At 64.6% G+C, this 21,407-nt stretch carries 22 protein-coding genes; 11 read left to right on the top strand and 11 right to left on the bottom strand.

What is annotated here, in order from left to right; all coding sequences use genetic code 11:
* Nucleotides 1–16 precede the first annotated feature (16 nt).
* Together V2I30_RS12370 and V2I30_RS12365 are read left to right on the top strand one after the other, a co-directional pair.
* Nucleotides 17–793: a class II aldolase/adducin family protein gene (locus V2I30_RS12370; protein ID WP_330662481.1), complete on the top strand. Its 777-nt coding sequence runs from the start codon at nt 17–19 to the stop codon at nt 791–793.
* Between the two features lie 28 nt (nt 794–821).
* Nucleotides 822–1,385 carry a (2Fe-2S)-binding protein gene (locus V2I30_RS12365; protein ID WP_330662480.1) on the top strand — a complete coding sequence of 188 codons (564 nt, stop codon included), beginning with the start codon at nt 822–824 and terminating at the stop codon, nt 1,383–1,385.
* 10 nt (nt 1,386–1,395) lie between these two features.
* Here the strand turns inward: V2I30_RS12365 and V2I30_RS12360 are convergent, their stop codons facing one another.
* The gene (locus V2I30_RS12360; RefSeq protein WP_330662479.1) at nt 1,396–3,543 is read right to left on the bottom strand and encodes a TonB-dependent receptor; all 2,148 of its coding nucleotides are present in this window, start codon (nt 3,541–3,543) and stop codon (nt 1,396–1,398) included.
* A gap of 152 nt (nt 3,544–3,695) precedes the next feature.
* Here V2I30_RS12360 and arsC point away from each other — a divergent pair, with 152 nt between their 5' ends.
* Nucleotides 3,696–4,040, top strand: a complete 345-nt coding sequence (gene arsC / locus V2I30_RS12355; protein WP_330662478.1) for an arsenate reductase (glutaredoxin) — start codon at nt 3,696–3,698, stop codon at nt 4,038–4,040.
* On the opposite strand, the gene V2I30_RS12350 is transcribed toward arsC, so the two are convergent.
* Both V2I30_RS12350 and V2I30_RS12345 read right to left on the bottom strand, forming a co-directional pair.
* Nucleotides 4,037–5,491 (bottom strand): MFS transporter, encoded by a 1,455-nt coding sequence (locus V2I30_RS12350; RefSeq protein WP_442896934.1) that lies wholly within the window; start codon nt 5,489–5,491, stop codon nt 4,037–4,039. The two genes, arsC and V2I30_RS12350, sit on opposite strands and share 4 nt — an antisense overlap.
* A gap of 84 nt (nt 5,492–5,575) precedes the next feature.
* Nucleotides 5,576–6,406, bottom strand: a complete 831-nt coding sequence (locus V2I30_RS12345; RefSeq protein ID WP_330662477.1) for a glycerophosphoryl diester phosphodiesterase membrane domain-containing protein — start codon at nt 6,404–6,406, stop codon at nt 5,576–5,578.
* A 103-nt stretch (nt 6,407–6,509) separates the two neighbouring features.
* Here V2I30_RS12345 and lipB point away from each other — a divergent pair, with 103 nt between their 5' ends.
* Together lipB and V2I30_RS12335 are read left to right on the top strand one after the other, a co-directional pair.
* Nucleotides 6,510–7,241 carry a lipoyl(octanoyl) transferase LipB gene (gene lipB, locus V2I30_RS12340; RefSeq protein ID WP_330662476.1) on the top strand — a complete coding sequence of 244 codons (732 nt, stop codon included), beginning with the start codon at nt 6,510–6,512 and terminating at the stop codon, nt 7,239–7,241.
* Entirely contained in the window at nt 7,238–7,507 is a 270-nt protein-coding gene (locus tag V2I30_RS12335; protein WP_330662475.1) for a hypothetical protein, read from the top strand. Before lipB ends, V2I30_RS12335 begins: the two co-directional genes overlap by 4 nt.
* A 17-nt stretch (nt 7,508–7,524) precedes the next feature.
* Here the strand turns inward: V2I30_RS12335 and V2I30_RS12330 are convergent, their stop codons facing one another.
* Nucleotides 7,525–8,634 carry an alkene reductase gene (locus V2I30_RS12330; protein ID WP_330662474.1) on the bottom strand — a complete coding sequence of 370 codons (1,110 nt, stop codon included), beginning with the start codon at nt 8,632–8,634 and terminating at the stop codon, nt 7,525–7,527.
* 74 nt (nt 8,635–8,708) lie between these two features.
* Here V2I30_RS12330 and V2I30_RS12325 point away from each other — a divergent pair, with 74 nt between their 5' ends.
* Nucleotides 8,709–9,635: a DMT family transporter gene (locus tag V2I30_RS12325; protein ID WP_330662473.1), complete on the top strand. Its 927-nt coding sequence runs from the start codon at nt 8,709–8,711 to the stop codon at nt 9,633–9,635.
* Here the strand turns inward: V2I30_RS12325 and V2I30_RS12320 are convergent.
* Both V2I30_RS12320 and V2I30_RS12315 read right to left on the bottom strand, forming a co-directional pair.
* On the bottom strand, nt 9,632–10,945 hold the full coding sequence (locus V2I30_RS12320; protein WP_330662472.1) for a DUF2254 domain-containing protein: 1,314 nt from the start codon (nt 10,943–10,945) through the stop codon (nt 9,632–9,634). The two genes, V2I30_RS12325 and V2I30_RS12320, sit on opposite strands and share 4 nt — an antisense overlap.
* On the bottom strand, nt 10,942–12,294 hold the full coding sequence (locus V2I30_RS12315) for a DUF2254 family protein (protein WP_330662471.1): 1,353 nt from the start codon (nt 12,292–12,294) through the stop codon (nt 10,942–10,944). Before V2I30_RS12315 ends, V2I30_RS12320 begins: the two co-directional genes overlap by 4 nt.
* Before the next feature lie 85 nt (nt 12,295–12,379).
* On the opposite strand from V2I30_RS12315, the gene V2I30_RS12310 reads away from it, so the two are divergent.
* Complete coding sequence (locus tag V2I30_RS12310; RefSeq protein WP_330662470.1) at nt 12,380–13,246, top strand: bacteriorhodopsin; 867 nt, start codon at nt 12,380–12,382, stop codon at nt 13,244–13,246.
* A 2-nt stretch (nt 13,247–13,248) separates the two neighbouring features.
* Entirely contained in the window at nt 13,249–14,067 is an 819-nt protein-coding gene (locus V2I30_RS12305) for a Brp/Blh family beta-carotene 15,15'-dioxygenase (RefSeq protein ID WP_330662469.1), read from the top strand.
* Between the two features lie 10 nt (nt 14,068–14,077).
* On the opposite strand, the gene nadA is transcribed toward V2I30_RS12305, so the two are convergent.
* Nucleotides 14,078–15,106, bottom strand: a complete 1,029-nt coding sequence (nadA, locus tag V2I30_RS12300) for a quinolinate synthase NadA (RefSeq protein WP_330662468.1) — start codon at nt 15,104–15,106, stop codon at nt 14,078–14,080.
* A gap of 124 nt (nt 15,107–15,230) precedes the next feature.
* On the opposite strand from nadA, the gene V2I30_RS12295 reads away from it, so the two are divergent.
* The gene (locus tag V2I30_RS12295; RefSeq protein WP_330662467.1) at nt 15,231–16,841 is read left to right on the top strand and encodes a class I adenylate-forming enzyme family protein; all 1,611 of its coding nucleotides are present in this window, start codon (nt 15,231–15,233) and stop codon (nt 16,839–16,841) included.
* A gap of 27 nt (nt 16,842–16,868) precedes the next feature.
* On the opposite strand, the gene V2I30_RS12290 is transcribed toward V2I30_RS12295, so the two are convergent.
* Nucleotides 16,869–17,552, bottom strand: coding sequence for a DUF4230 domain-containing protein (locus V2I30_RS12290; protein WP_330662466.1), 684 nt, complete (start codon nt 17,550–17,552; stop codon nt 16,869–16,871).
* Nucleotides 17,549–18,427: an MBL fold metallo-hydrolase gene (locus tag V2I30_RS12285; protein ID WP_330662465.1), complete on the bottom strand. Its 879-nt coding sequence runs from the start codon at nt 18,425–18,427 to the stop codon at nt 17,549–17,551. Before V2I30_RS12285 ends, V2I30_RS12290 begins: the two co-directional genes overlap by 4 nt.
* 55 nt (nt 18,428–18,482) lie before the next feature.
* Here V2I30_RS12285 and glpK point away from each other — a divergent pair, with 55 nt between their 5' ends.
* Nucleotides 18,483–19,955 carry a glycerol kinase GlpK gene (glpK, locus tag V2I30_RS12280; protein ID WP_330662464.1) on the top strand — a complete coding sequence of 491 codons (1,473 nt, stop codon included), beginning with the start codon at nt 18,483–18,485 and terminating at the stop codon, nt 19,953–19,955.
* A gap of 15 nt (nt 19,956–19,970) precedes the next feature.
* Here the strand turns inward: glpK and V2I30_RS12275 are convergent, their stop codons facing one another.
* Complete coding sequence (locus V2I30_RS12275; protein WP_330662463.1) at nt 19,971–20,447, bottom strand: DUF1465 family protein; 477 nt, start codon at nt 20,445–20,447, stop codon at nt 19,971–19,973.
* A 143-nt stretch (nt 20,448–20,590) separates the two neighbouring features.
* A complete protein-coding gene (locus V2I30_RS12270) occupies nt 20,591–20,788 on the bottom strand; it encodes a YdcH family protein (RefSeq protein ID WP_330662462.1) in 198 nt (65 codons plus the stop codon).
* Between the two features lie 330 nt (nt 20,789–21,118).
* Between V2I30_RS12270 and V2I30_RS12265 the strand changes: the two genes are divergently transcribed.
* Entirely contained in the window at nt 21,119–21,286 is a 168-nt protein-coding gene (locus tag V2I30_RS12265; RefSeq protein WP_330662461.1) for a YdcH family protein, read from the top strand.
* Nucleotides 21,287–21,407: the final 121 nt, after the last annotated feature.

Raw genomic sequence — 21,407 nt, 5'->3', positions numbered from 1 at the left:
TCGAGAAGGACAGCACATGGCAACCCAGCTCAGACAATCCGACAGCCTCGAAGGCCAGGTCAGCAAGGAAGAATGGCAGGCCCGGCTCGATCTCGCCGCCTGCTACAGAATCTTCGATCACCTCGGCTGGGGCGAATCGATCTACAACCACATTTCGGTCAAGGTGCCGGGCGAGAAGGACACTTTCCTCATCAACCCTTTCGGCCTCCTCTATGACGAGGTGACCGCATCGAACCTCGTCAAGATCGATGTCGAGGGCAACAATGTCGGCGGCTCGCCCTACATGGTGAACAAGGCGGGTTTCACCCAGCACGCCTATTTTCACAAACATCTGGGCGCGCGGGCGCACGCGATCTGCCATGTGCACACCACCGCGACGATGTCGGTGTGCAGCCACAAGGACGGGCTGCTGCCGATCAGCTTCTATGCCTGCAATTTCCAGGATCAGATCGGCTATCACGACTTCGAGGGCGTCACCGTGCGCGAAGAGGAGGGCGAGCGGCTGGTCCAGAACCTGGGCAACCATTCGATCCTGATGCTGCGCAATCACGGGCCCGTCGTTATGGATGGCACGATCCAGGGGATGTTCGTCAAGATGTGGGCGCTGCAGCGCGCGTGCGAGATCCAGATCGCGACGCTGTCGCAAGGCGAACCTAAAACCGTGCCGCAGGAGGTCATCGACGTGCATCAGCGCGACCTTTCGGTGATGGCGAGCCAGGGCGGTGCAGGCGTGTTCGATTTCGAGGCGTGGAAGCGCAAGATCGATCGGATCGACGACAGCTGGCGCAACTGAGCCCGGCGCTTGGTGATAGGGCCGGCCCATGCCGCGCATGACCGTCAACGACCGTCCGGTCGAGTTCGACCTCGACCCGGACATGCCGCTGCTCTTCGCCTTGCGCGAAGCGGCGAACCTCACCGGCACCAAGAACGGCGCGGGCGGGGCGGATTGCTCATGCGGGGCCTGCATGGTGCTGGTCGACGGCGCAGCCTTGCGTTCGTGCCGGATCACCCTGGCCGAGGCCGAGGGACGGTTCATCACGACCATCGAGGGATTGTCGCGGGACCGGTCGCACCCCGTGCAGCAAGCGATGGTGGCCGAGCAGGCGATCCAGTGCGGCTTTTGCACGCCGGGCATCGTCATCGCCGCCGCCGCACTGCTACAGCGCAATCCGGCTCCCGGGCGGGACGAGATCGCGCAGGCCATTCCGAATATCTGCCGTTGCGGCGTCTATCCCCGTCTGGTGCGCGCGATCGAGCGGGCCGGACGTGTGGTGCAGCGCCGCGAAAGCATCAGCGCCGCGCCGGCCCCCGCGATCGACGCCGCGGATGCCGCCGAGCTGGTCCCCGCTCTGCGTGTGCCGAACCGATCCGCCGAGGGCGAATAGCCGGCGCTTGCTAGAATGACGCCGAGACCGCGAAGCGCGCGTTGAAGGGGGCCCCGACGCTCGCCTGATGGGTCGCGTGGCTGTTGGGGAAATAGAGCTCGTCGGTAAGGTTCTCGATATTGACCTGAAGGCGCAGATTTTCAGCGACATCGTAAAATGCGGCGGCATCGAAACGCGTGTAGTCCGGGAGGATCGCGGTGTTCGAATTGTCGATGAAACTGCTGCCCTGATGCGTCACGCCCAGCCCCAGCCCGAGCCGATCCGTCACCTGCACCCGGTTCCAGATCGAAGCCATATGTTCGGGCAGCTCGCGCGGCCGCAAACCGGTGGGGCCGAGGCGATCGACCTGTTCGCCGTCGAGGAAGGAATAGCCCGCGCTCACGATCCAGCCCGGCAGGACTTCGCCCTGAAACTGGAATTCGAGGCCCTGGATGCGCGAATCGATGACGTCGAGCGTTGCGGGATCGTCGTCGTTGGGCTGGGGCGAGGACTGTTCGATCTCGAAGATCGCGGCGGTCAGGCTCAGCCGCTCGGCCAGGTCCCACTTGATGCCCGCCTCCAGATTGACGAACTCGTCCGGATCGAGCGCGGCAGCCGCGCCGTTGATGTTCGCGAACTGCTCGCCCGAGCGCGGCAGGAAGCTTTGCGAGTAACTGGCATAGATCGAGACGTTGTCCTGCGGCTTGAAGATCGCGCCGCCACGCGGGCTGATCTCTTCGTCGCGCCGGGTGCGCAGCTCGCCTGCCGGCACATTGAAGACCTCGATGTCGAAACTGTCATAGCGTCCGCCGGCGACGAGGATGAGCCAGTCGGCGACCTCGATCTCGTCCTGGACGTAGAGCGAGACGACGTCGATCTCGACTTGGGTGAAATCGTTCAGGTCGCTGAAGGTGTTGACCGTCGGTTCGCCGAACGCATTGACCCCGACATTGCCGCGCAGCGCGATCGGGCGCGTGGCGACAAACAGTTCGCGGTCATCCTGCGAAGTGCTGAAGAAGGAATTCAAGCGGAACTGGTCCGAAGAGGTCGAAATATATTCGCCCCCGATAAGCAGCGTGTGTCGAACCGCCCCAGTGGCGAATTCTCCGACGATATTGCTCGTCAGGATCAGGTTCTCGCGCTGCGTATCGTCGACATATCCGTCGAGCTCGACGATGTTGGTCGCCGGATCGTAATCGGTCGAAAAGAAGTTCGAATAGGCCTTGTCGTAGTCGCCGTAGAACGCGCTGAAGACGCCCTTCCAGCTGTCGGAAAAATCGTGCTGGACGTTTGCGCGCAGCAGATGCGCTTCGAGATCGGTGAAGTTCTCGATCGCGTCGCCGAAGGTAATTTCCTCCAGCGCCTCGACCGGGCGGCCATCCGCGCCGGTGGGAATGCCGCGATCGACGAAACGTTCGTGATCGGCATATTCGTAGGAAAGGTCGACGACGGTGCCTTCGCCGAGCGCCAGGCGAAGCGTCGGATTAATGCCGATCCGTTCGCCGTCGTAGAAATCGCGATGATTGTCGAGGCTCTCATAGGCCGCATTGACGCGCAGGGCGGCGCTTTCGCCCAAGGCGTAATTGACGTCGCCGAAGACGCCGACCTCGCCGAATGTATCGACCGCGACCTGGCCGCCGGCAAATACCTCGCCGACGATGCCCTTCTTGGTCACGCGGTTGAGCACGCCGCCCGCTCCGCCCCGGCCGAACAGCAGGGCATTGGGGCCGCGCAGGATTTCGACCTGCTGGAGATTGTAGAGCCCGCGATAATATTGGACATCGTCGCGGACGCCGTCGATGAAGAAGTCCGCGGTCGAGCGCACGCCGCGAAAGACGATCGCGTCGCGGTGTCCTTCCCCTTGCGAGGTGTTGACGCCCGGCGTGTAGTCGACGATCTGACCGATGCTGGTGAAGCCGCGGTCGAGAATTTCCTGCTCGGTCGTGATGGTCAGGCTCTGCGGCACGTTGATGATCGGCGTCGGGGTCTTGACCGAATTGACCGCCGAGCTTTGCAAGATATCGCCGGTGACGAGGATGTCGTCGCCCTGCGTTTCCATCATGATGGCGACACCCGGCATTTGGTCGGCAGCGGTTTCTGCGGCGGTTTCGGCAACAGCCGGGCTGGCAAGGATCGCGCCGGAGAGGAGAAGTGCGGCGCGGGTGGTGATGGTGATCATGTATTTCCTTCCGGGTTTCGGAAGGCGGGCTATTGCAACACATTCGCAGACGCAACGGTGATTTGAGAATCAATTGCAGTAATTAGTTGCTGTGGCGATTATGTCGCTTTCAGGCTAGCGGCAGGCATCATTCGGTTCGGGAGCGACGACATATGAAAGCGACGATCTGGCACAATCCGAAATGCGGCACTTCGCGAAAGACCCTCGCGATCCTCGAAAATCTCTCGCGCGTCGAACTGACCGTGATCGAGTATCTCAAGCACCCGCCGACCAAGGCGAAGCTCGCGCAGCTCTATGCCGATGCGGGGATCACGCCCGCGCAAGGCCTGCGTTTGCGCGGCACGGATGCGCAGGAGCGCGGACTGCCCGAGGCGAGCGATGATGCGGTGCTGGAGGCGATGGTGGCGGAGCCGATCCTGATCGAGCGCCCGCTGGTCGAGACCGAGAAGGGCGCCCGCCTTTGCCGCCCGCAGGACGAGGTGCTGGCGCTGCTCTAGGCGGTGCGGGTCAGGTCGCGGTCGGCCTGCAAGCCGCGCCAGCCATGCGCGAACACTGCGAAGCATAGGGCGATGATGAGGCCGAAGCCCAGCCAGTCGTCGATATTGTAAAGCCACACGCCGAGCGCGGGCGCGTAGATGTAGCATGCGCCGGCAACGCTCGCGACCACGCCCGATGCCTGTCCCTGCTCGGCCCGGCTGACGGCGAGCGAGGTGCCGGCGGTTGTGCCCGGGCGATAAAGCCCGAAGCCGAGCGAGGCGATCGCGAAACCGAGCGCGATGGTGTGCAGCGTTCCCGCGGCAGCGAGGATGGCGGTGCCGAAAGCGGCGACGAGGATCCCGGAGAGGGTCGCGGCGCGCGGACCCAGGCGGAAGCGGGGAATAAGGCCCCATTGCGCCAGCAATGTGGCGATCGCCCCCGCCATCAGCACCAAACCCACCGGCCCCGCGCCCAGTTCGGGCGTGGCGCGCAAATCCATCCGGTCGAGCACGAGAAAGCCGGATACGCCAAGGATCATCGCCTGGGCGTGCCCTCCCAGTAATCCGGCCACGACCCAGGGGCGCAGGCGTGGATCGAACCAGCTGAGGCGCGCAGCTGCGGCGGTGTCACCCGGACCCGGCTCGTCATCGTCCTCCTCATCGTCGCTCTCTTGCCCGTCAGCATCTTCATGCGGAGCGCCTGCCCCACTGGTGTAAGGCGCCGCCCGCCCGCGCGCGGCGAATTGCGGCTCGTCATTGGGCAGGCCGCGCCGCAGGACGACGATGGCCGCCAAACCGAGCGCGGCGAAGCAGATGAAGGGACCGGTGAGGCCGAGGCCAAGGAAGGGCAGGACCATCAGCGGAGCGAGCGCCGGACCGATAACGGTGCCCAGGCCGAAACTCGAGGCGATCAGCGACAGCGCGTTGGTCCGCTCGGCGCGCGGCGTGCGCGAGGCGACATAGGCCTGGACCGCGGGAGGCGCGGCGCTGCCGAACCCGCCGTAAAGGCTGCGCGCCGCAGCAAAGGCAAGGAGCGCCCAAAAGGCCGTCAGCCAGCCGGCGAGACCGGCCCACAGCACGAGCCCGCACAGCGCCATGGACAGGACGAAACCGAACAGACCCAGCGTCATCATCGCCTTGCGCCCGCGCCGGTCCGATCTCCGCGCCCAGATCGGCGCGCAGGCGACCCAGAGCAGCGCCGACCAGCTGTAGGCGAGGCTGATCCAGACATCGCTGACTTGTAGCGCGGTGCCGATCGACGGCATGACCGATTGCATCGCGGTGTTACCCGCGGCGGTCACCAACATCACGGTGAATAGCAGCGCCATACGCGCAGTCGAAATGCCGCCGGATCCGGATTTCTTGGCCGCGCGCGGCGGATCGATGACGGGCGAGGCGCCGGCGCGTGGCGGCACCGATGCGGGCCGGGCATCGCGTGGTTCGCCGAGGCGGGGAGGAGCGTCGTCGGCCATGACCTGTCCGCGCTAGGCGAGGGCGCAGGTCAAGGCAATCGCACGCGGTCTGTGCCAAGGCCTCCCGCGCCGAAACTTTCGGGCTCAGGCGAGCGGATCGACGGCGCTGGGCGCTGAAGGCTGAGCCAGCTGGCCAAACATCGCCGCCGCCAGCGCGCAGATGATCATCCCGGCCACCAAGCTCGTAATGCCGTTCGCCAGTCCGACGATCAACAGCGTCGCCAGTCCCGATCCGAACAAGGCGGCGATCAGTCCGATGATTCCGTTGAACAGCACGCTGATGACCGTGAAGACAGCGAACAATACGCCCCAGAAAAGCAGGATCGCCCATTGGCGCGGGCGGGTCAGGCGATAACTGCGCAACATCGCGGCGAACGGATTGCTCCTGCCCTCCAGCACCATCACCGGCATGGTCATGGAGAGGCGCGCGAGCAGCCACACTATCAGCAGCAGCACCGGAATGACGGCGATCAGTCCCAGCGCGGGCGCGCCCGCGGCCCCGGTCAGGAGCGAGATCGGTACCAGGATCAGAGCGGCGCCGATAAGGTAGAGGACGAATACGGAAATCAGGACGAGGAACAGCCCCGGCACCGACTTCAGTCCGGTCGCCAGCGCCTGTCCGACGGTCGGACGCGCCTTGCCCATCAGTGCGACCATCGCGGCGAAGCCGGCAAATTGCAGGCCGAGCGAGACAAGCAGGACCAGCGTCCATTGCCCGCTATTTTCGGCAAGCAGCGCCTGCAGGGCCGCCGGATCGGTGCGCGGATCCATCAAGGTCTGCATATCAGGGAGGAGCAGATAGAGTGCCACCGTCGGCAGCAGCAGGAACGTCGCGGCGATCAAGAGCAACAGCTGAAAATTGTCGCGCACGAGCTCGATCCCTCGCGACCAGCAGGCATTCATGTCGAAACTCATCTTGCCTCCCAGCCGGCCCGGCCCGGCCCCGTGGCCGCGCGGCCGATATCGCTGCTGCGCCTTGCCCCTTGATCTCACCGGTCAATGCCCCCACGGGAACAACATGGCAAGCACCGCCCCCGAATTGCCCGCCGCCGAATTACCGGCGTGCGTTTTGCCCGAGGCTTTGCGCGCCGCCGCGCTCGAATGGCGGTGCGAGAGCGCGCCGGTTCCCTACCGCCAGGCGCTCGGCGTAATGGAACAGCGCAATGCGGCTATCGCGCGTGGGCAGGCGGGCGAACAGGTCTGGCTGCTCGAACATCCGCCAATCTACACCGCCGGGACCAGCGCCGACCCGTGCGAACTGATCGATCCGCGCTTCGAGGTGGTCAAAACCGGGCGCGGCGGGCGCTACACCTATCACGGGCCGGGCCAGCGTGTCGGCTATCTCATGCTCGACCTCGGGGCGCGCGGAAAGGATGTGCGCTGTTTCGTCCACGCGATCGAGGGCTGGGTGATCGATACGCTCGGCGATTTCGGGGTCGAGGCGTGGCGAGCCGGGGGCCGGGTCGGCATCTGGACGCGCGATGTGGACGGACGAGAGGCGAAGATCGGAGCGATCGGCGTGCGGGTGCGCCGCTGGGTGACGATGCACGGCTTCTCCGTCAATCTCGATCCGGAACTCTCGCATTTCGCAGGGATCGTGCCCTGCGGGATCGCCGAATACGGAGTCACAAGCCTCGCCCGACTGGGAAAGAGGGTGAGCGCGGGCGAATGGGACGAAGCGCTGATCGCGCGCGCCGATCCATTCCTCGAACGGCTCGAAGCGGCGCGGGCCAAAGCGTGCCGGACATGAACCGCCATATGCGCGTGTTCGGCGCCCCGGCCTTTCTGCTGATCGCCGTCACGGCGCTCGCGAGCTGCGAGGACGAGGCCGATGATGCGGTCGACACGTCGGAGACCGGCGGAAGGGCGGCGGGCGAGGTGTCGGGCGGGACTATCAGCGATGCGATGATCCCGCTCGATCAGTTGACATCGACCTCGCCGCCGGCTTCCGACCCGCCGGAAGATGGGGAGACGGCATCATCTCCTGCGCCAGATGGCGAAACGTCGGACGAGTAACGCCCGCCGCGAGGCACTTATGCCGCCTTCGTTTTCTCTTCCTCGAGCGTCGGATAGTCGGTGTAGCCCTCGGGAATGGGGAAGTACCAGCTTTTGGGCACGTCCTTGTTCGGCGCGAGCTCCGCGCCCGCGGCGATCCGTTTCTCGAGGTCGGGATTGGAGATGTAGGGCCGCCCGAAGCTGACCGCGTCGCAGCGTCCGCTGGCGACATCCTGCGCGGCATCGGCAGGGCCGTAATCCGAATTGAGGATCAGCGCGCCCGAATAGAGCGAGCGGATCAGTCCGTCCTGTTGCGGCACGTCGGTCTGGCCGAAAGTCCCCTCGGGCCCGGGCTGGCGAAGTTCGAAAAAGGCGAGGCCGAGCTCCTCGATCACCCTGGCCGCCTCGCCGAAGGTCGCAGGCGGATCGCTGTCGTCGGTTCCCTGGCTGTCGCCATTGGGTGACAGGCGGATCCCCACACGATTCTTGCCCCAGACATCGACGATCGCCTCGAGCACTTCGCGCATGAAGCGGGTGCGATTTTCCGGACTGCCGCCATATTCGTCGTCACGATGATTGGTGCCATCGCGCAGGAACTGATCGACCAGATAGCCATTCGCGCCGTGCAGCTGCACACCGTCGAAACCCGCCCGCTTCGCGTTCTCGGCCGCCTTGCGGTAATCCGCGATCGTGCGCTCAATATCGCTCACGGTCATTGCGCGGGCGGTCGCATACTCCTGTTTCCCGATAGGTGTGTGCGCTTCGCCCGGCGCCTTCGTGGCGCTGCAGGAGACGGGCGCCTCGCCATCGAGGAAATGCGGGTGGACGAGCCGGCCCATATGCCACAGCTGCAACGCGATCAGTCCGCCCGCCTTGTGGACGCCCTCGACGATCGGCTTCCACCCGTCCGTCTGCTCGTCGCTCCAGATGCCGGGCGCGCTCGGCCAGCCGAGCCCTTCGCGGCTGATACCGGTCGCTTCGGTCAGGATCAGCCCGGCGCCGGCGCGTTGACGATAATATTCGCCCATCATCGCGTTGGGCACATGCACCGGTTCGGCCGCGCGACCCCGCGTCAACGGGGCCATGAAGATGCGGTTGCGCGCCTCGAGCGCACCCATGGTCAAGGGCTGGAACAGGGGATCGTGCATTGCGGGCGTCTCCTCGGGAGTGGGTCGGTATGGGTTGCCTGTTCACTTGGCGGCGAAGGCGCTAGGGCGCAACCATGGAAAGGGTGCACCCGCGCGAAGCAAAAGTTGTGCCGCTGGGTGCGCTTGCCAAGCTCGCGGCGCTGCTCGCCGGAAATGCGGCGCTGGCGATGGGTCCGTGGCTGGTGCGGCTTGCCGATACCGGGCCGGTCAGCGCGGCGTTCTGGCGCCTGTTCCTCGCGCTGCCGTTCCTCCTGATGTTCGCCCACCTCGCGCGCCAGCCATTGCTCGGCATGCCACGCCGCACGTTGTTCTGGGTTGCAATCGGCGCGATTGCCTTCGCCGCCGATCTTGCCAGCTGGCATATCGGCATCGGCATGACCCGGCTCGGCAATGCGACGCTGTTCGGCAATGCCGGTTCGATCGTGCTGATGGTGTGGGGGTTCCTTGTCCTTCGCATGTTGCCGCGAAGGTCCGAATGGTTCGCGATCGCCTGCGCGCTGGTGGGCGCGGGCATCCTCATGGGGCGCAGCCTCGACATCTCGTTCGAAACCTTCGTCGGCGACCTGTTCTGCATTCTCGCAGGGCTGCTCTACGCGGTCTATCTTCTGACACTGCAGGATGCGCGCACGCGGTTCGGCTCCTGGAGCCTGCTTTCCTGGGTGACGATCTTCGGGGCGCCGGCGCTGCTCGGCCTGGCGCTGGCGCTGGGCGAGCCGGTCTGGCCGACCGACTGGACGCCCATACTGGTGTTGTTCATTACCAGCCAACTGATCGGGCAGGGGCTGCTCGTCTATTCGCTCGCGCATTTCCCGCCGCTCGTCATCGGCCTCGCCTTGCTGACCCAGCCGGCGATTGCAGCCGGTATCGGCTACGCGGTATTCGGCGAGGTCTTGAGCGCGCTCGATATCGCCGGGATGGTGCTTTTGGGGAGCGCGCTGCTCATCGCGCGGGCGACCGGAGAACGCTCGCCGCCTGCCGCCGCGAAGCCGCGGGCCGACTAGTTCTCGAACCGCTCTTCGAAGACACGATAACGTTTCTCGACCCGGTCGAGATCGGGACCGACCAGTGCCTCGCGCGCCTGTTCGACCAGCAGCCGGCCCTGTTCAAGCAGCTTGCCGCGGCGATCCTCATCCTTCACCGGCGCCGCCGCGTTGGCGATAACGTCGAGCATCACCATCGTCGCATTGCCGCTGGCGGCGACCGCGCTGCGCATCGAGGCGAAGCCGCGGTCGAGAAAATGCGCGAAGCCGTCGAAGCGCGGAATGACCGGACAATCCTCGGCATCATCTTCGCAGATCCGCTTTCGCAGGTCGCGCCGCGCGATTTCGGAGGTCGCCGCGCCCAGCCAGTGCAGCGCGGTGATTGCGGTGAATGGATCGTTGATGCCGGGCGACAGAGCGCGCAGACCGATTTCGACCAATTCATCGATCAGAAATTCGGGGTCCTGCTCGGGCGTGCGCAAACTGCCCAGATTGAAGCATTCTCGCACCCGCTCCTCGACCGTCTCGGGCGCGCAACCCTTTATCTCCATCAGCGGCAGGTCGCGGTGAATGAAGTCGCCTGTGCGCACACATAGCGAGAAGGTGCAGCCGCAATCGTCGGCAATCTCGACCAGATCCTCGAAATCGATCATCTGAACATAGCCCGTATCCCAGGCTGTCAGCACCTGGCCCGCGACCGGCTCGACCGCATCGTGGAATTCGTCTTCGATGGGATAGGTCTCGCGCACCAGATCGACCAGCCGCGCACCGATACGCTTCAGCACCATGTTGATGCGGATCGAAGACGGCACGTGGTGCAGAAAAAAGACCAGCACTGCGACGCAAAGCGCCATGAGCACGTAAGCAACGAGAAGCGAGAGCTGCGGCGCAAAGCCCGGCAGTGCGGTCTGAGTTCCGTCCAGCATCGTTGTTTCGTCTTCCGAACGCACGGCGCGGAGGACGATGATCGCGTAGACGAAGCTGCCGATGAAAGTCGCAAGGCTGATCTGGTTTCCCTTGTCTTCCAGGAAATTGGTCAGCAGGCGCGGGCCATAGTTCCCGCTCGCATAGGTGACGGCGACGAGCGTGATCGAGAACACGGTGGAGGCCACTCCTATGAGGGCGCTTGCCATAACGGTCAGCGTGTTGGTGGCACCCGTCGGACGGACGGGGACTATAATCTCGCGCTCGCTAAGGAATGCGGCGAAACCGGCGCGGTCGAGATAAAGCATCACGATCGCCAAAAAGGTGGCGAGAATCGCGAACAGGGCGGGATAGAACCAGTAATTGGCGTTCAGGCGCGCCCAGAAAAAGCGGATTTCGGCAGTCATGCGGCGTCAAGCAAGGGATGGTGGTTGTCGCGCAACCAGTTGTCGAAATCGTCCATTTTCTCACGTATGTCGCGCTTGTCGCATTCGTAGCTAGATACGCTTTCCGCGTGATGGGCAAGTTCGCGCGCTAATTTGGCGAGGAGACCGATGAAAGGTTCGGACCGTTCCTCATTGGCAAGGATCTGCGCAACCCGGTGATAGTTCCCGATCATGCGGATGCTGACCGAGGGGTATTGCGAGGCAGCCTGGCGGAAAGCGGACAGGGGGTCTTCGAAGAGGTCGCGAAAGTCCTGCCCAAGAAATTCGATACGTTCATCGTCGCGCAGGACGGCGATTTCATCCTCCGCGATCCACGTCTTTCGGTGGTCCATGATCGCTTCGGCGAGCGCGTCTGCGCAGGCGATGGCGGAGTAGAAATCGTTGATGGCCGGGCTCAAAGCGCGCGCCGCGATTTCGACCAACAGGCGGATCTGGAACACCGCGCCTTCGCTGTTGGAGCGGTATGGCCCGATGGGGACGCAGGCGTGCAGCCCTTCGTCTCTGCTAGGCTCGTTCTTGAACAGGATGAGGGCCTGACCGCGCAAAACATGCCGGCCCGGGCTGGCGCATACGCGCACACGGCCCGGATGATCTTTTAGAAGCCGGCACAAGCGCGCGATGTCGTTTCCCTCGACATAGCCCGCCTCCTGCGCTTCGAGCGTGCCGGCCCATGGGATCTCCTCCACCGTCTTCCCGATGAAGCGATCATCGACCTTGCCCGCATCGCGCGCGAGGCGATTGATCGAGGTGTCGACGAACATGGTTCGGCCAAGATCGTGCAGCGCGACGGCCAGCATGGCGACCGACACCATCAATAAAGCGAGCGTGAAACCGATCAGCGTCAGCGGCACCCGTTCCAGCGGTGCATCGGCATCGGTCGCGATCATCGCGAAAAGGCTGGTGACGAGCGTAAACGCCAGCCCGGATATGCTGACCCGCACCAGTTTTTTTTCCAGCCAGCGATCGATCAGGCGCACGCCGAGATTGCCCGCCGCCATGCTCAGCACGATGAGCGTGATCGAGAAGTAAAGGGTGATGAAGGCCGCCGACACGCCCGCACCGACCCCGGCGAAATCGCGCGCGGTTTCTGCGCTCGCCACGATGGTGAGCTCTTCTGTGATCAGGAACCGGGTCAGAAAAGCGCGGTCGAGCCAGAGCAGCGCGAGCGCGACCAGAGGCGCCAGGGCGACGCCCAGAACGGGCAGCAACCAATAGCTCGACCAGACCCGGTGCACGATCCAGCCGCGCAGCCCCTGCCGTGACGACCCGCTGCGACCGCCCACCTGATCGACGAACTCATCTTGCTTCATAACGCAACACAACCGCACTTCGCCTATTTGGTTGCAGTGTTGATGTCCACGATGCCTCGTGGACGCGCCTTGCAGGAAGAATGCGATGATTGCTGTCCCTGATCCGGAACAGCTCGGGAATATCGAAAATATCGTTTCGCTTACGACCGGCCAGTATACGACAGGATCGCTGATCCTGATGGTCAGCTACGGCGCGCATTTCGCGTTTATGCTCTACTTCATCATGATGAGCTTTCAGCCCGCCCCGCGCTATCGCATCGTGCCGATCCTTTCGGCCGTGGTCATGGCATCGGCCGGGCTCAGTCTGCTACGCGAATACACGTTGTGGCAAGAGAGTTACCAGTTTGTCGGCAGCATGTATCTGCCGCTTGCCGAGGGCGAGACCTTCACCAACGCCTTTCGCTACGGCAACTGGACGATCACCGTCCCGATCCTGCTGACGCAGCTGGCGATCGCCTTCGCGCTGCCTCGGCCAGAACTGCATGTGCGCTCCTTACGGATGATCGTGCCTGCGCTGCTGATGATCTGGACCGGGCTTTACGGCCAGTTCGGCGAAGCGGGCGACTGGAGCCAGCTCAATTTCTGGGGCGTCGTCTCCACCCTGTTCTTCGTCTGGCTGATCGTCGAAGTGCGCGGCGTCGTGAAGCGCGGGATCGCGCTCAGCCCCGAGCCACTTAAGGCATGGCCCTCGAACATCTGGTGGTATTTCCTTGCGACTTGGGGGCTCTATCCCATCGCCTACGCCCTGCCGCAGCTTGGCTTCACCGGCGAAGTGGTGGTCGTGCGCCAGCTGCTTTACTCGATCGCAGACGTCTCGTCGAAGCTGGTCTACGGCCTCATCCTCAGCCGTTACGTTCTGTGCCGCAGCGCGATCGAGGGTTACGTGCCGGCCGCGGAGGCGCTGGACACCCATCCCGAGGCTTCGGCTATCGCAGCCTCGCGCGGCGACTGACGATGATGAGTGCGGACGTCCGCGCATCGGTGCCTTCGAGGGTCGCCGTGCCGGGCGTCCGCACCGCCCTTGTGCTGCTGGCGATCGCGAGCCTCGCGGAGGGCATGGGAGGGGCCGCGAGCATGATCGTCGCAGCCGCCTTCTTCCTTGCGGGTCTCGCCCATGGAACGTTGGTGGAGCGCGGCGGTGCACTGTTCGCAACTTCGAACCCCGAAGCTACTGGCTATCTCGTCGTAGCGGCGGCGATCGCGGCTTTCTGGCTCGCCGCGCCGCTGCTCGGCCTTGCGCTCTTCCTTTCGCTTTCGGCTTGGCATTTTGCGGGCGAGGAGGCGGAGAGTCCGTTGGCCACGCGGGCCATAGCCCTGATCGCGGTGGGCGGATCGGCGCTGTTTCAGCCGGAGGCGACGCGAGCGGTCTTTGCCGACTTGACCGGAGCGGCCATCCCGCCGCTGTTCCTGTGGGGCGTCGCGGCCGCCGGGGCGGTAGGCGTCGTAATGGTGTTGCTTACAGCCGTCCGGCGGGAGCCACCCGCTATCCTCGGCGTGCTTGCGCTCACAGCGGTCGCCTGGCTTTCTCCGGTTCTCGCCGTCGCCTTCGTGTTCCTCGCGCTTCACGCGCTGCCGGTTACGTCGCGCCTGTTCGATCTTTACGGCGTACAGAGCACCTTCGAGGCTTCGGCCCCCGCAACGCTACTGGCGCTTACCGGGATGGGTGCGCTGGCGCTCGCGCTGGGATCCGGCGTTCTCGATTCCGCGTCGGCAGCCGCCTTACTGATCGGCCTTGCAACCCCGCATATGCTTGTCGACCGGCTCGAGGCCTGAGACAGCCTGATCAGTCCCCGCTCGGCACGTCGCTCTTCGGCACGTCCTCGATCTCGACTTGACCGATATCGCCCTTGCCGACCGTGCTCGATGCCATTTCGAGCATGCGGTCCAGGCTCGCCTTAGCCTTCAGCCGCAGATCCTCTTCGATCTCGATCCGCGGCTCCAGATCGCGCAGGGCGACGTAGAGCTTCTCCATCGTATTGAGCGCCATGTAGGGACAGATATTGCAGTTGCAGTTTCCGTCCGCGCCGGGCGCGCCGATGAAGGTCTTGTCGGGCAGCGCCTTTTCCATCTGGTGCATGATGTGCGGTTCGGTCGCGACGATCAGCGTGTCGCCTTCGAAACGCTTCGCGAATTCGAGGATCGAGCTGGTCGAACCGACGTGATCCGCATGCTCGATGATCGCCGGCGGGCATTCGGGATGCGCGGCGATGGGGGCGCCCGGGTGCTGCTCCTTCAGTTTCAGCAATTCGGTCTCGCTGAAGGCTTCGTGGACGATGCACACGCCCGGCCATAGCAGCATCTCGCGGTTGAAGTTGCGCGACAACCAGCCGCCCAAGTGGCGGTCCGGGCCGAAAATGATCTTCTGATTCTTCGGGATCTGCGCCAGGATCGTTTCCGCGCTGGACGACGTGACGATGATGTCGGAGAGCGCTTTCACTTCGGTCGAGCAATTGATGTAGGTCAGCGCGATGTGATCGGGGTGTGCCTCGCGGAACGCCTTGAACTTTTCGGGCGGACAGCTGTCTTCGAGGCTGCATCCCGCGTCCATGTCGGGCAGGACGACGATCTTTTCCGGGCTGAGGATCTTGGCGGTGTCGGCCATGAACTTGACCCCGCAAAAGGCGATCACGTCGGCATCGGTTTCCGCCGCCTTGCGCGAGAGTTCGAGGCTGTCGCCGACGAAATCGGCGGTGTCCTGAATATCGGGCGTCTGGTAATAATGCGCGAGGATCACCGCATTGCGCTCTTTGCGCAGCCGGTCGATCTCGGCCAGCAGGTCCTCGCCGGTGGGCACTTTGGTTTCGATACTCATGCGGCGCCTGTCCCCGTTGAAGCGTTCCGTTTGGGTTCTCGCCGCCGAGATAGGCGCGGATGCGGGATTTTGCGAGGCTTTTGCCTGTGATAGCCTCGCCTATCGAGAGGGAGGGCCTGGGCCAATGTACGACGTCGAGCTCGAAGAAGCCTATTTCGCGGCGCAGGCCGACACGCTCTATCGGGAGCGCACGATCGCGCAAATGCTGCGCGAACAGGCGCAGGCGCGGCCCGATGCGTTGGCCCTGCGCGAATTGCTGGACGACGGGAGCGCGGGGCGCGATTGGACCTATAATGCTTTGCTGGAGGCGGCGGAGAAGTGCGGACGGGCGCTCGCCGCGCGCCATCCGGCGGGCACGCGGATCGCGATCATGGGCGGCAATTGCCCAGAATGGGTTACCGTCCAGCTGGGCGCGGCATTTGCAGGGCTGGTGCTGGTGACGGTCAACCCGGCGCTGATCGCGCGCGAGGTACGCTATGTGCTCGAACAATCGGGGGCGAACGCGGTCTATTATCAGCCGCTTGTGCGCGGCGCGGCGCTGCGTCCGGTGATCGACGAGGCGGCGGCGGGCCTCAAGGCGGCGGATTTCGTGATCGACATCACCGATTACAGCGAATTGCTGGCCGGCGAGCAGGACGGGACCTTGCGCGAAACCGCTCCGCGCGATGTCGTCATGATCCAGTATACGAGCGGCACGACCGGTTTTCCCAAGGGTGTGCTGCTTCACCAGCACGGTCTGCTGCAATCGAACCAGGACATCTTCCGCCGCTGGCACATCACAGCGGCCAAGAAGGTACTGTGCCCCTTCCCGCTGTTCCACACGGCGGGCAGCGCGGTGAACGTGCTCGGCACCTTTTCCCAAGGGGCGAGCCTGCTCCTCGTTTCGCTGTTCGATCCCGTGGCGGTGGCGAAAGCGATCGCGCGGGAAAAGCCCGAGGTGCTGGGAGGGGTCGCGACCATGATCTTTGCGATTATCGAAGCTGCGAAGGCAACCGGCACCGACGTCTCCGGGGTCCAAACCGTGCTCAGCGGCGGCGCGATGGTGCCACCCGAACTGAACCGCGCGGCACAGGCGGCCTTCGGCGGGCCGATCCTCATCGTCTACGGCCAGACCGAAACCTCGCCAGCGATCACCGCCGTCTGGCCCGACGACACCGGCGCCGAGCTGCTCGAAACGGTGGGCCAGCCCTGCAGCCACATGGAGGTCTCGATCCGCGATCCGCGGGCGGGCGGCGTGTGCCGGGTCGGCGAGCAGGGCGAGATCTGCATGCGCGGCTTCAACATGATGGTCGGCTACAATGATGATCCCGCCGCCACCGCCGAGGCGATCGATGCCGACGGCTGGCTGCATACCGGCGATCTCGGCACGATGAGCGCGCGCGGCTATGTCAGCATCACGGGCCGCGTGAAGGACATGATCATCCGCGGCGGCGAGAACCTGTTTCCCGCCGAAATCGAAGCGGCTCTGCTCGAGCATCCCGCCATCGCCGAAATTGCCGTTGCCGGAGTGCCCGACGAGAAGTGGGGCGAGATCATGGCTGCTTTCATGCGACTGGCGGAGGGGGCGCAGCGCCCGCAGGACGACGAGTTGAAAGCTTTCATTCGCGAGCGACTGAGCCCGCAAAAGACGCCGGCACATTGGGTTTGGGTCGAGAGCTTTCCGCTCACCGGATCGGGCAAGATTCAGAAATTCGCCTTGAGCCAAGCTTTCGCGCGCGAGGAGCTGGAAGCTTGAATAAGCGAAGTTGGCGTCCGCAGCGACCTATTCGCCCTCGAACCTGACCTCGACGCGGGCCTGCTCGTGTCCGGCGACCTGCAAGGGGACAGCCAGGTTCTGCCGAACGGCGCCGCGCGCCGCCTCACGGGCGAGGGCAAGCACTTCCTCGTTCTTCGCAAAGGCAGTCGCCTTCTCACGGGCGATGCGCGAGTTGCTCTGCGACAGCAATTGCTGCGAGCTGCCGGTGTTGAGCAGGCCGTCGGTGAAAATCCGCGCCGCCGCCTCCTGAAGATTGGGCTCGGATGTCCGGAGTTGCGGCAGCGTGACCGTGAGCAGCTGTGCCTCTTCGTCCCATTCCATGTCACCTTCATCGATCGCGCTCAGATCGAGCCGGTAGTCGATCGACGCGGGGATGATCGCGGCCTGCCGAACGCGGCGGACGACAAGCGGGCCGACCGTCTGTTCGTACTCGCTCTCCGCCACGACCTCGAAGCGGCTGGCAAAGACGACGAGCGCGTTCTGCTTCTCGAACGCGAGCATGGCGCTGGCGACCGGATCGCCCTCTTCCTGATAGTAATATGCGCGCCAACCGAGGAAGATCGCGGCAATCAGCAGCGCTGCGGCAACAATGGCGAGGGCTATCTCGCCGCGGGCCGAGAGGAGCCCGTGCCCGGATGAAGATCGGGTCGGTTCGGCGAGCTGTGTCCCGCTTTCATGCAGCGCCTTCATGCCGGCCGCCAAACCTCATCGACGCACGTCGCCATTCCGCGCTTCTCCAGGTCGATCAGATGCGCGGTCACACTCATTTTGGCGGCGCCGATCAGGCGCTCATCAAGGCCTTTATACATGTCGGGAATGAATTCGGCGACGGGCCGCGCGCGTTCGCCCATGAGGCGCAGGATCTGGTTTTCGCGCTGGCGACGATGGCCGATCATGCCGCGCACCAGCTGCTGCGGTTTGGTGATCGCCGCACCATGGGCCGAGTGATAGACCTGGTCTTCGCGCGCCATCAGCCTGTCGAGGCTCGCCATGTAGTCGCCCATGTCGCCGTCGGGCGGAATGACGACGCTGGTCGACCAGCCCATCACGTGGTCGCCGGTAAACAGCGCGCCCGATTCTTCGAGCGCGAAGCACAAATGGTTGGAGGTGTGCCCCGGCGTCGCCACCGCGGTCAGCGTCCAGCCAGTCCCGCGCATCTGTTCGCCGTCTTCGAGCACGCGATCGGGCGCATAGGTCGTATCGAACGCCTCGTCCGCGCGCGGCAGATCGGTCTTGAGGACCAGCGGCGCGCAGCCGACCACCGGCGCCGCGGTTCGCTCCGCGAGCGGGGCGGCGGCGGGAGAATGGTCGCGGTGGGTATGAGTGCACATGATCGCCGCGACGCGGCGCTCGCCGATAGCGTCCAAGATTGCGTCGATATGATCGGGTTCGGCCGGTCCCGGATCGATCACCGCGCAATCGGGGCCGCCCTCCGGGCCCACGAGGTAGGTTTGCGTGCCGGTATAGGTATAGGGCGAGGGATTGGGCGCGAGCACGCGCAGGACCAGCGGTTCGACCTGCTCGGCTTTGCCCGTCGGCCAGGGTTTGGGAGGGATGGCTGGCATTAAGTACATATGGCAATGAGAGGCCCATAAGTCACGCCGAACGGGAAAGGCTCACATGTCCGACTACATTTTGGTGCTCGACGAAGGCACCACGTCGACGCGGGCGATGCTGTTCGCAAGCGACGGGGCGCTGGTCGCCTCGGCGCAGGCGGAACTGACACAGCATTATCCGAAAAGCGGCTGGGTCGAACACGATGCGAACGAGATCTGGGAGCGCACGATGCAATGCGCGCTCGAAGTCATCCCCAAGGCGGGCGGGGCGGCAATGATCGCGGGGATCGGCATCGCCAACCAGCGCGAGACGGTGGTCGCGTGGGACCGGCAGACAGGCGAGCCGCTGACGCGGGCGATCGTGTGGCAGGACCGGCGCACGGCACCGATCTGTGCCGAGCTGCGCGCGGGCGGTCACGAGGAGGAGCTACAACGCCGCACGGGGCTAGTGCTCGATCCCTATTTCTCGGGGACCAAAATGCGCTGGATGCTGGAGAATGTGCCGGCGGTTCGCGAAGCGACGGATGCGGGGCGGCTCGCTTTCGGGACGATTGAGAGCTGGCTGGTCTTCAAGCTGACGGGCGGGGCGCGGCATATCAGCGATGCGAGCAATGCCTGCCGAACGCTTCTGATGGATCTGGCCGGCACCGGGTTCGACCCGGAATTGTGCGAGCTTATCGGCGTCCCGCCTGCGGCACTTGGCGACGTGGTCGACATGTCGGGCGAGCTGGCGGAAACTCAGGCGGATCTGTTCGGCCGGGCCATCCCGATCACCGGGCTTGCGGGCGATCAGCAGGCGGCGACGATCGGCCAGGCCTGCCTTGCGCCGGGCGAGACCAAGGCGACCTACGGCACCGGCGCTTTCGTGCTCACCAATCAGGGCGAGAGCGTGCCGGTGTCCAGCCATCGACTGCTCGCCACCGTGTTGACACAGCTGGGCGGGAAGCGAACCTATGCCCTCGAAGGCTCGGTCTTCGTAGCGGGGAGCCTCGTCCAATGGCTGCGCGATACGCTCGGCATCGTCGAGACGTCGTCGCAGACCGAAGCGCTGGCTCGCTCGGTCGAGGATAGCGGCGGGGTGACCATCGTTCCGGCGCTTTCGGGCCTCGGTGCCCCGCATTGGCGCAGCGATGCGCGCGGGGTCATAACCGGGCTCTCCTTCGCCAGCGGCAAGGCCGAGATCGCGCGCGCCGCGCTCGAGGCGATGGCGCACCAGACGCACGATCTTGCGCTAGCCTTTGCCGCCGATGGCACGCGCTGGGATACGCTCAGGATCGATGGCGGGATGGCCGCAAACGACTGGATGGCGCAGGACCTTGCCGACATGCTGAACATCGCGGTCGAGCGACCCGATTTCGTGGAGACCACCGCGCTGGGTGCAGCGATGCTGGCGGCGAGCGGGGCGGGGCTCTATCCCGATCTCGAAAGTGCGGCACAGGCGATGCGGGGCAAGCTGCGACGCTTCGAACCGGCGATGGACGCCGCGGTGCGGGACGAACGGCTGGCGCGGTGGCGGGCGGCGCTAAGGGCCGCCTGACCCGTGCTGGGAGCCTCAGCCTTCGAGGTCGCTCAGCCTGCGCTCGAGCCGCGAATGAATGGCGCGCGCTGGCGATGCCATTTCGAACCCGCAGCGCCATGCCTCGTCGAGCCGGGCGATGCGTTCGTACAGACGCTCGGTCTCGGCGATCAGCTCGCAGGTTTCGTCCTCCAGCACGTCCAGTGCCGCGTCGTCGGCGCGGCGATCGGTGGGTAGTGAGCCGTGCAGCCGCACCTGCTTTTCGCTGAGTTCGCCCGAGAAAAAGGCGCGCTGGTTCAGCAGCCACGCGAGGATATGCATCATCCGCGTGGTGGTCTTCAGCCCCTCGGTCGAATGGGCGAGCCGCACCCGCGCATGAGCGCTGTCGGCCACGTCTTCCACCGGGCCGCGCGCACCCAGGGCGAACACCGCGCGCACATCGTCTGCCAATACCAGCGCTTCGGTATACAGCGCCTCGATGATCGGGCGGGAAAGGTTCGTCGTCCTGGACATTGCGTGATGGGAATATAACCGCAAAGGCGAAGCCTACCACGCCGCCTGCGCGCTTATCCGTAAGTCTTTTGTAGCTGTCCCCGAGCGGCACAGAATTGTCCGACAGACAATCGATTGAACCCGCCGAACATGCCTGTCGGCGGTCAGGCGATAATATCGGGAAGCAGCGTATCCTCGATGATCGCGATCTGGTCCTTCAGCCGCAGCTTGCGCTTCTTGAGCCGCGCGATCTGCAACTGGTCGCTCGAGCCCGCTTCGCTGAGCGCGGTGATCGCGGCATCTAGATCGCGGTGCTCGCTTCGCAGCAATTCGAGGTTACGGGTGAGCTCCTGCTCGTTCATCGCTGATCGATCTTCCGTCTGGGGCGGCTGGATTTGCGTGATGGGCGCAATATGCGGGGCGCTTCATGGCGCAAATCGCACACGGCGGCCATGCCCTTCTCGCCTTTGCCTCAAGGCGGTTCGGCGGAGTTGACGAGCCCGCTGTTACGCGCCCTTACGCATTGCGCGCCGCGGGTTGCGGCGAAAAATTGCATTTGCCCGATAACCGGTGTCGGATCGCTTTGCATGTCGGGTCCAATTGTGGTCTGATCTCACGTGGCGATCCTCGTTCGGTGGGAACGAGTCGCACCAGCGGGGGCAGCCCCCCGCGCAAAACATAGGAGAACGCATATGGCATCGAATGCAGCTTCATCTCACGTGAATGCTCTCCAGACCAAACATGCCGGGCTCGAAGCGCGCCTTCGCGACGAGATGACCCGCCCGGTACCCGATGCGGCCATGATCCAGTCTCTCAAGAAACAAAAACTCAGGTTGAAGGAAGAGATCGCGCGCGGATAGCCGCGCAAGTCGTTCCAGCAACAGTGGGGCCGCGCCTGCCCCTAGCTGCGCAGGTGGGCCCTTGCACCGAGGATAGCCGGCGGATGCGCGGCAAACCTGTGGCTCGCAGTGCGGGGTCCGT

Origin of the sequence: Erythrobacter sp., from assembly GCF_036351135.1 — a bacterium.
Classification (GTDB): Bacteria; Pseudomonadota; Alphaproteobacteria; order Sphingomonadales; family Sphingomonadaceae; genus Erythrobacter.
Note: the sequence above shows the minus strand (reverse complement) of the source record. Positions and strands in the feature narration are given on the sequence as shown.

Bases quoted from the DNA above. Each gene is read 5' to 3' on its own strand.
- V2I30_RS12370 (WP_330662481.1), top strand. From the start codon at position 17: ATGGCAACCCAGCTCAGACAATCCGACAGCCTCGAAGGCCAGGTCAGC.
- V2I30_RS12365 (WP_330662480.1), top strand. From the start codon at position 822: ATGCCGCGCATGACCGTCAACGACCGTCCGGTCGAGTTCGACCTCGAC.
- V2I30_RS12360 (WP_330662479.1), bottom strand. From the start codon at position 3,543: ATGATCACCATCACCACCCGCGCCGCACTTCTCCTCTCCGGCGCGATC.
- arsC (WP_330662478.1), top strand. From the start codon at position 3,696: ATGAAAGCGACGATCTGGCACAATCCGAAATGCGGCACTTCGCGAAAG.
- V2I30_RS12350 (WP_442896934.1), bottom strand. From the start codon at position 5,491: ATGGCCGACGACGCTCCTCCCCGCCTCGGCGAACCACGCGATGCCCGG.
- V2I30_RS12345 (WP_330662477.1), bottom strand. From the start codon at position 6,406: ATGAGTTTCGACATGAATGCCTGCTGGTCGCGAGGGATCGAGCTCGTG.
- lipB (WP_330662476.1), top strand. From the start codon at position 6,510: ATGGCAAGCACCGCCCCCGAATTGCCCGCCGCCGAATTACCGGCGTGC.
- V2I30_RS12335 (WP_330662475.1), top strand. From the start codon at position 7,238: ATGAACCGCCATATGCGCGTGTTCGGCGCCCCGGCCTTTCTGCTGATC.
- V2I30_RS12330 (WP_330662474.1), bottom strand. From the start codon at position 8,634: ATGCACGATCCCCTGTTCCAGCCCTTGACCATGGGTGCGCTCGAGGCG.
- V2I30_RS12325 (WP_330662473.1), top strand. From the start codon at position 8,709: ATGGAAAGGGTGCACCCGCGCGAAGCAAAAGTTGTGCCGCTGGGTGCG.
- V2I30_RS12320 (WP_330662472.1), bottom strand. From the start codon at position 10,945: ATGACTGCCGAAATCCGCTTTTTCTGGGCGCGCCTGAACGCCAATTAC.
- V2I30_RS12315 (WP_330662471.1), bottom strand. From the start codon at position 12,294: ATGAAGCAAGATGAGTTCGTCGATCAGGTGGGCGGTCGCAGCGGGTCG.
- V2I30_RS12310 (WP_330662470.1), top strand. From the start codon at position 12,380: ATGATTGCTGTCCCTGATCCGGAACAGCTCGGGAATATCGAAAATATC.
- V2I30_RS12305 (WP_330662469.1), top strand. From the start codon at position 13,249: ATGATGAGTGCGGACGTCCGCGCATCGGTGCCTTCGAGGGTCGCCGTG.
- nadA (WP_330662468.1), bottom strand. From the start codon at position 15,106: ATGAGTATCGAAACCAAAGTGCCCACCGGCGAGGACCTGCTGGCCGAG.
- V2I30_RS12295 (WP_330662467.1), top strand. From the start codon at position 15,231: ATGTACGACGTCGAGCTCGAAGAAGCCTATTTCGCGGCGCAGGCCGAC.
- V2I30_RS12290 (WP_330662466.1), bottom strand. From the start codon at position 17,552: ATGAAGGCGCTGCATGAAAGCGGGACACAGCTCGCCGAACCGACCCGA.
- V2I30_RS12285 (WP_330662465.1), bottom strand. From the start codon at position 18,427: ATGCCAGCCATCCCTCCCAAACCCTGGCCGACGGGCAAAGCCGAGCAG.
- glpK (WP_330662464.1), top strand. From the start codon at position 18,483: ATGTCCGACTACATTTTGGTGCTCGACGAAGGCACCACGTCGACGCGG.
- V2I30_RS12275 (WP_330662463.1), bottom strand. From the start codon at position 20,447: ATGTCCAGGACGACGAACCTTTCCCGCCCGATCATCGAGGCGCTGTAT.
- V2I30_RS12270 (WP_330662462.1), bottom strand. From the start codon at position 20,788: ATGAACGAGCAGGAGCTCACCCGTAACCTCGAATTGCTGCGAAGCGAG.
- V2I30_RS12265 (WP_330662461.1), top strand. From the start codon at position 21,119: ATGGCATCGAATGCAGCTTCATCTCACGTGAATGCTCTCCAGACCAAA.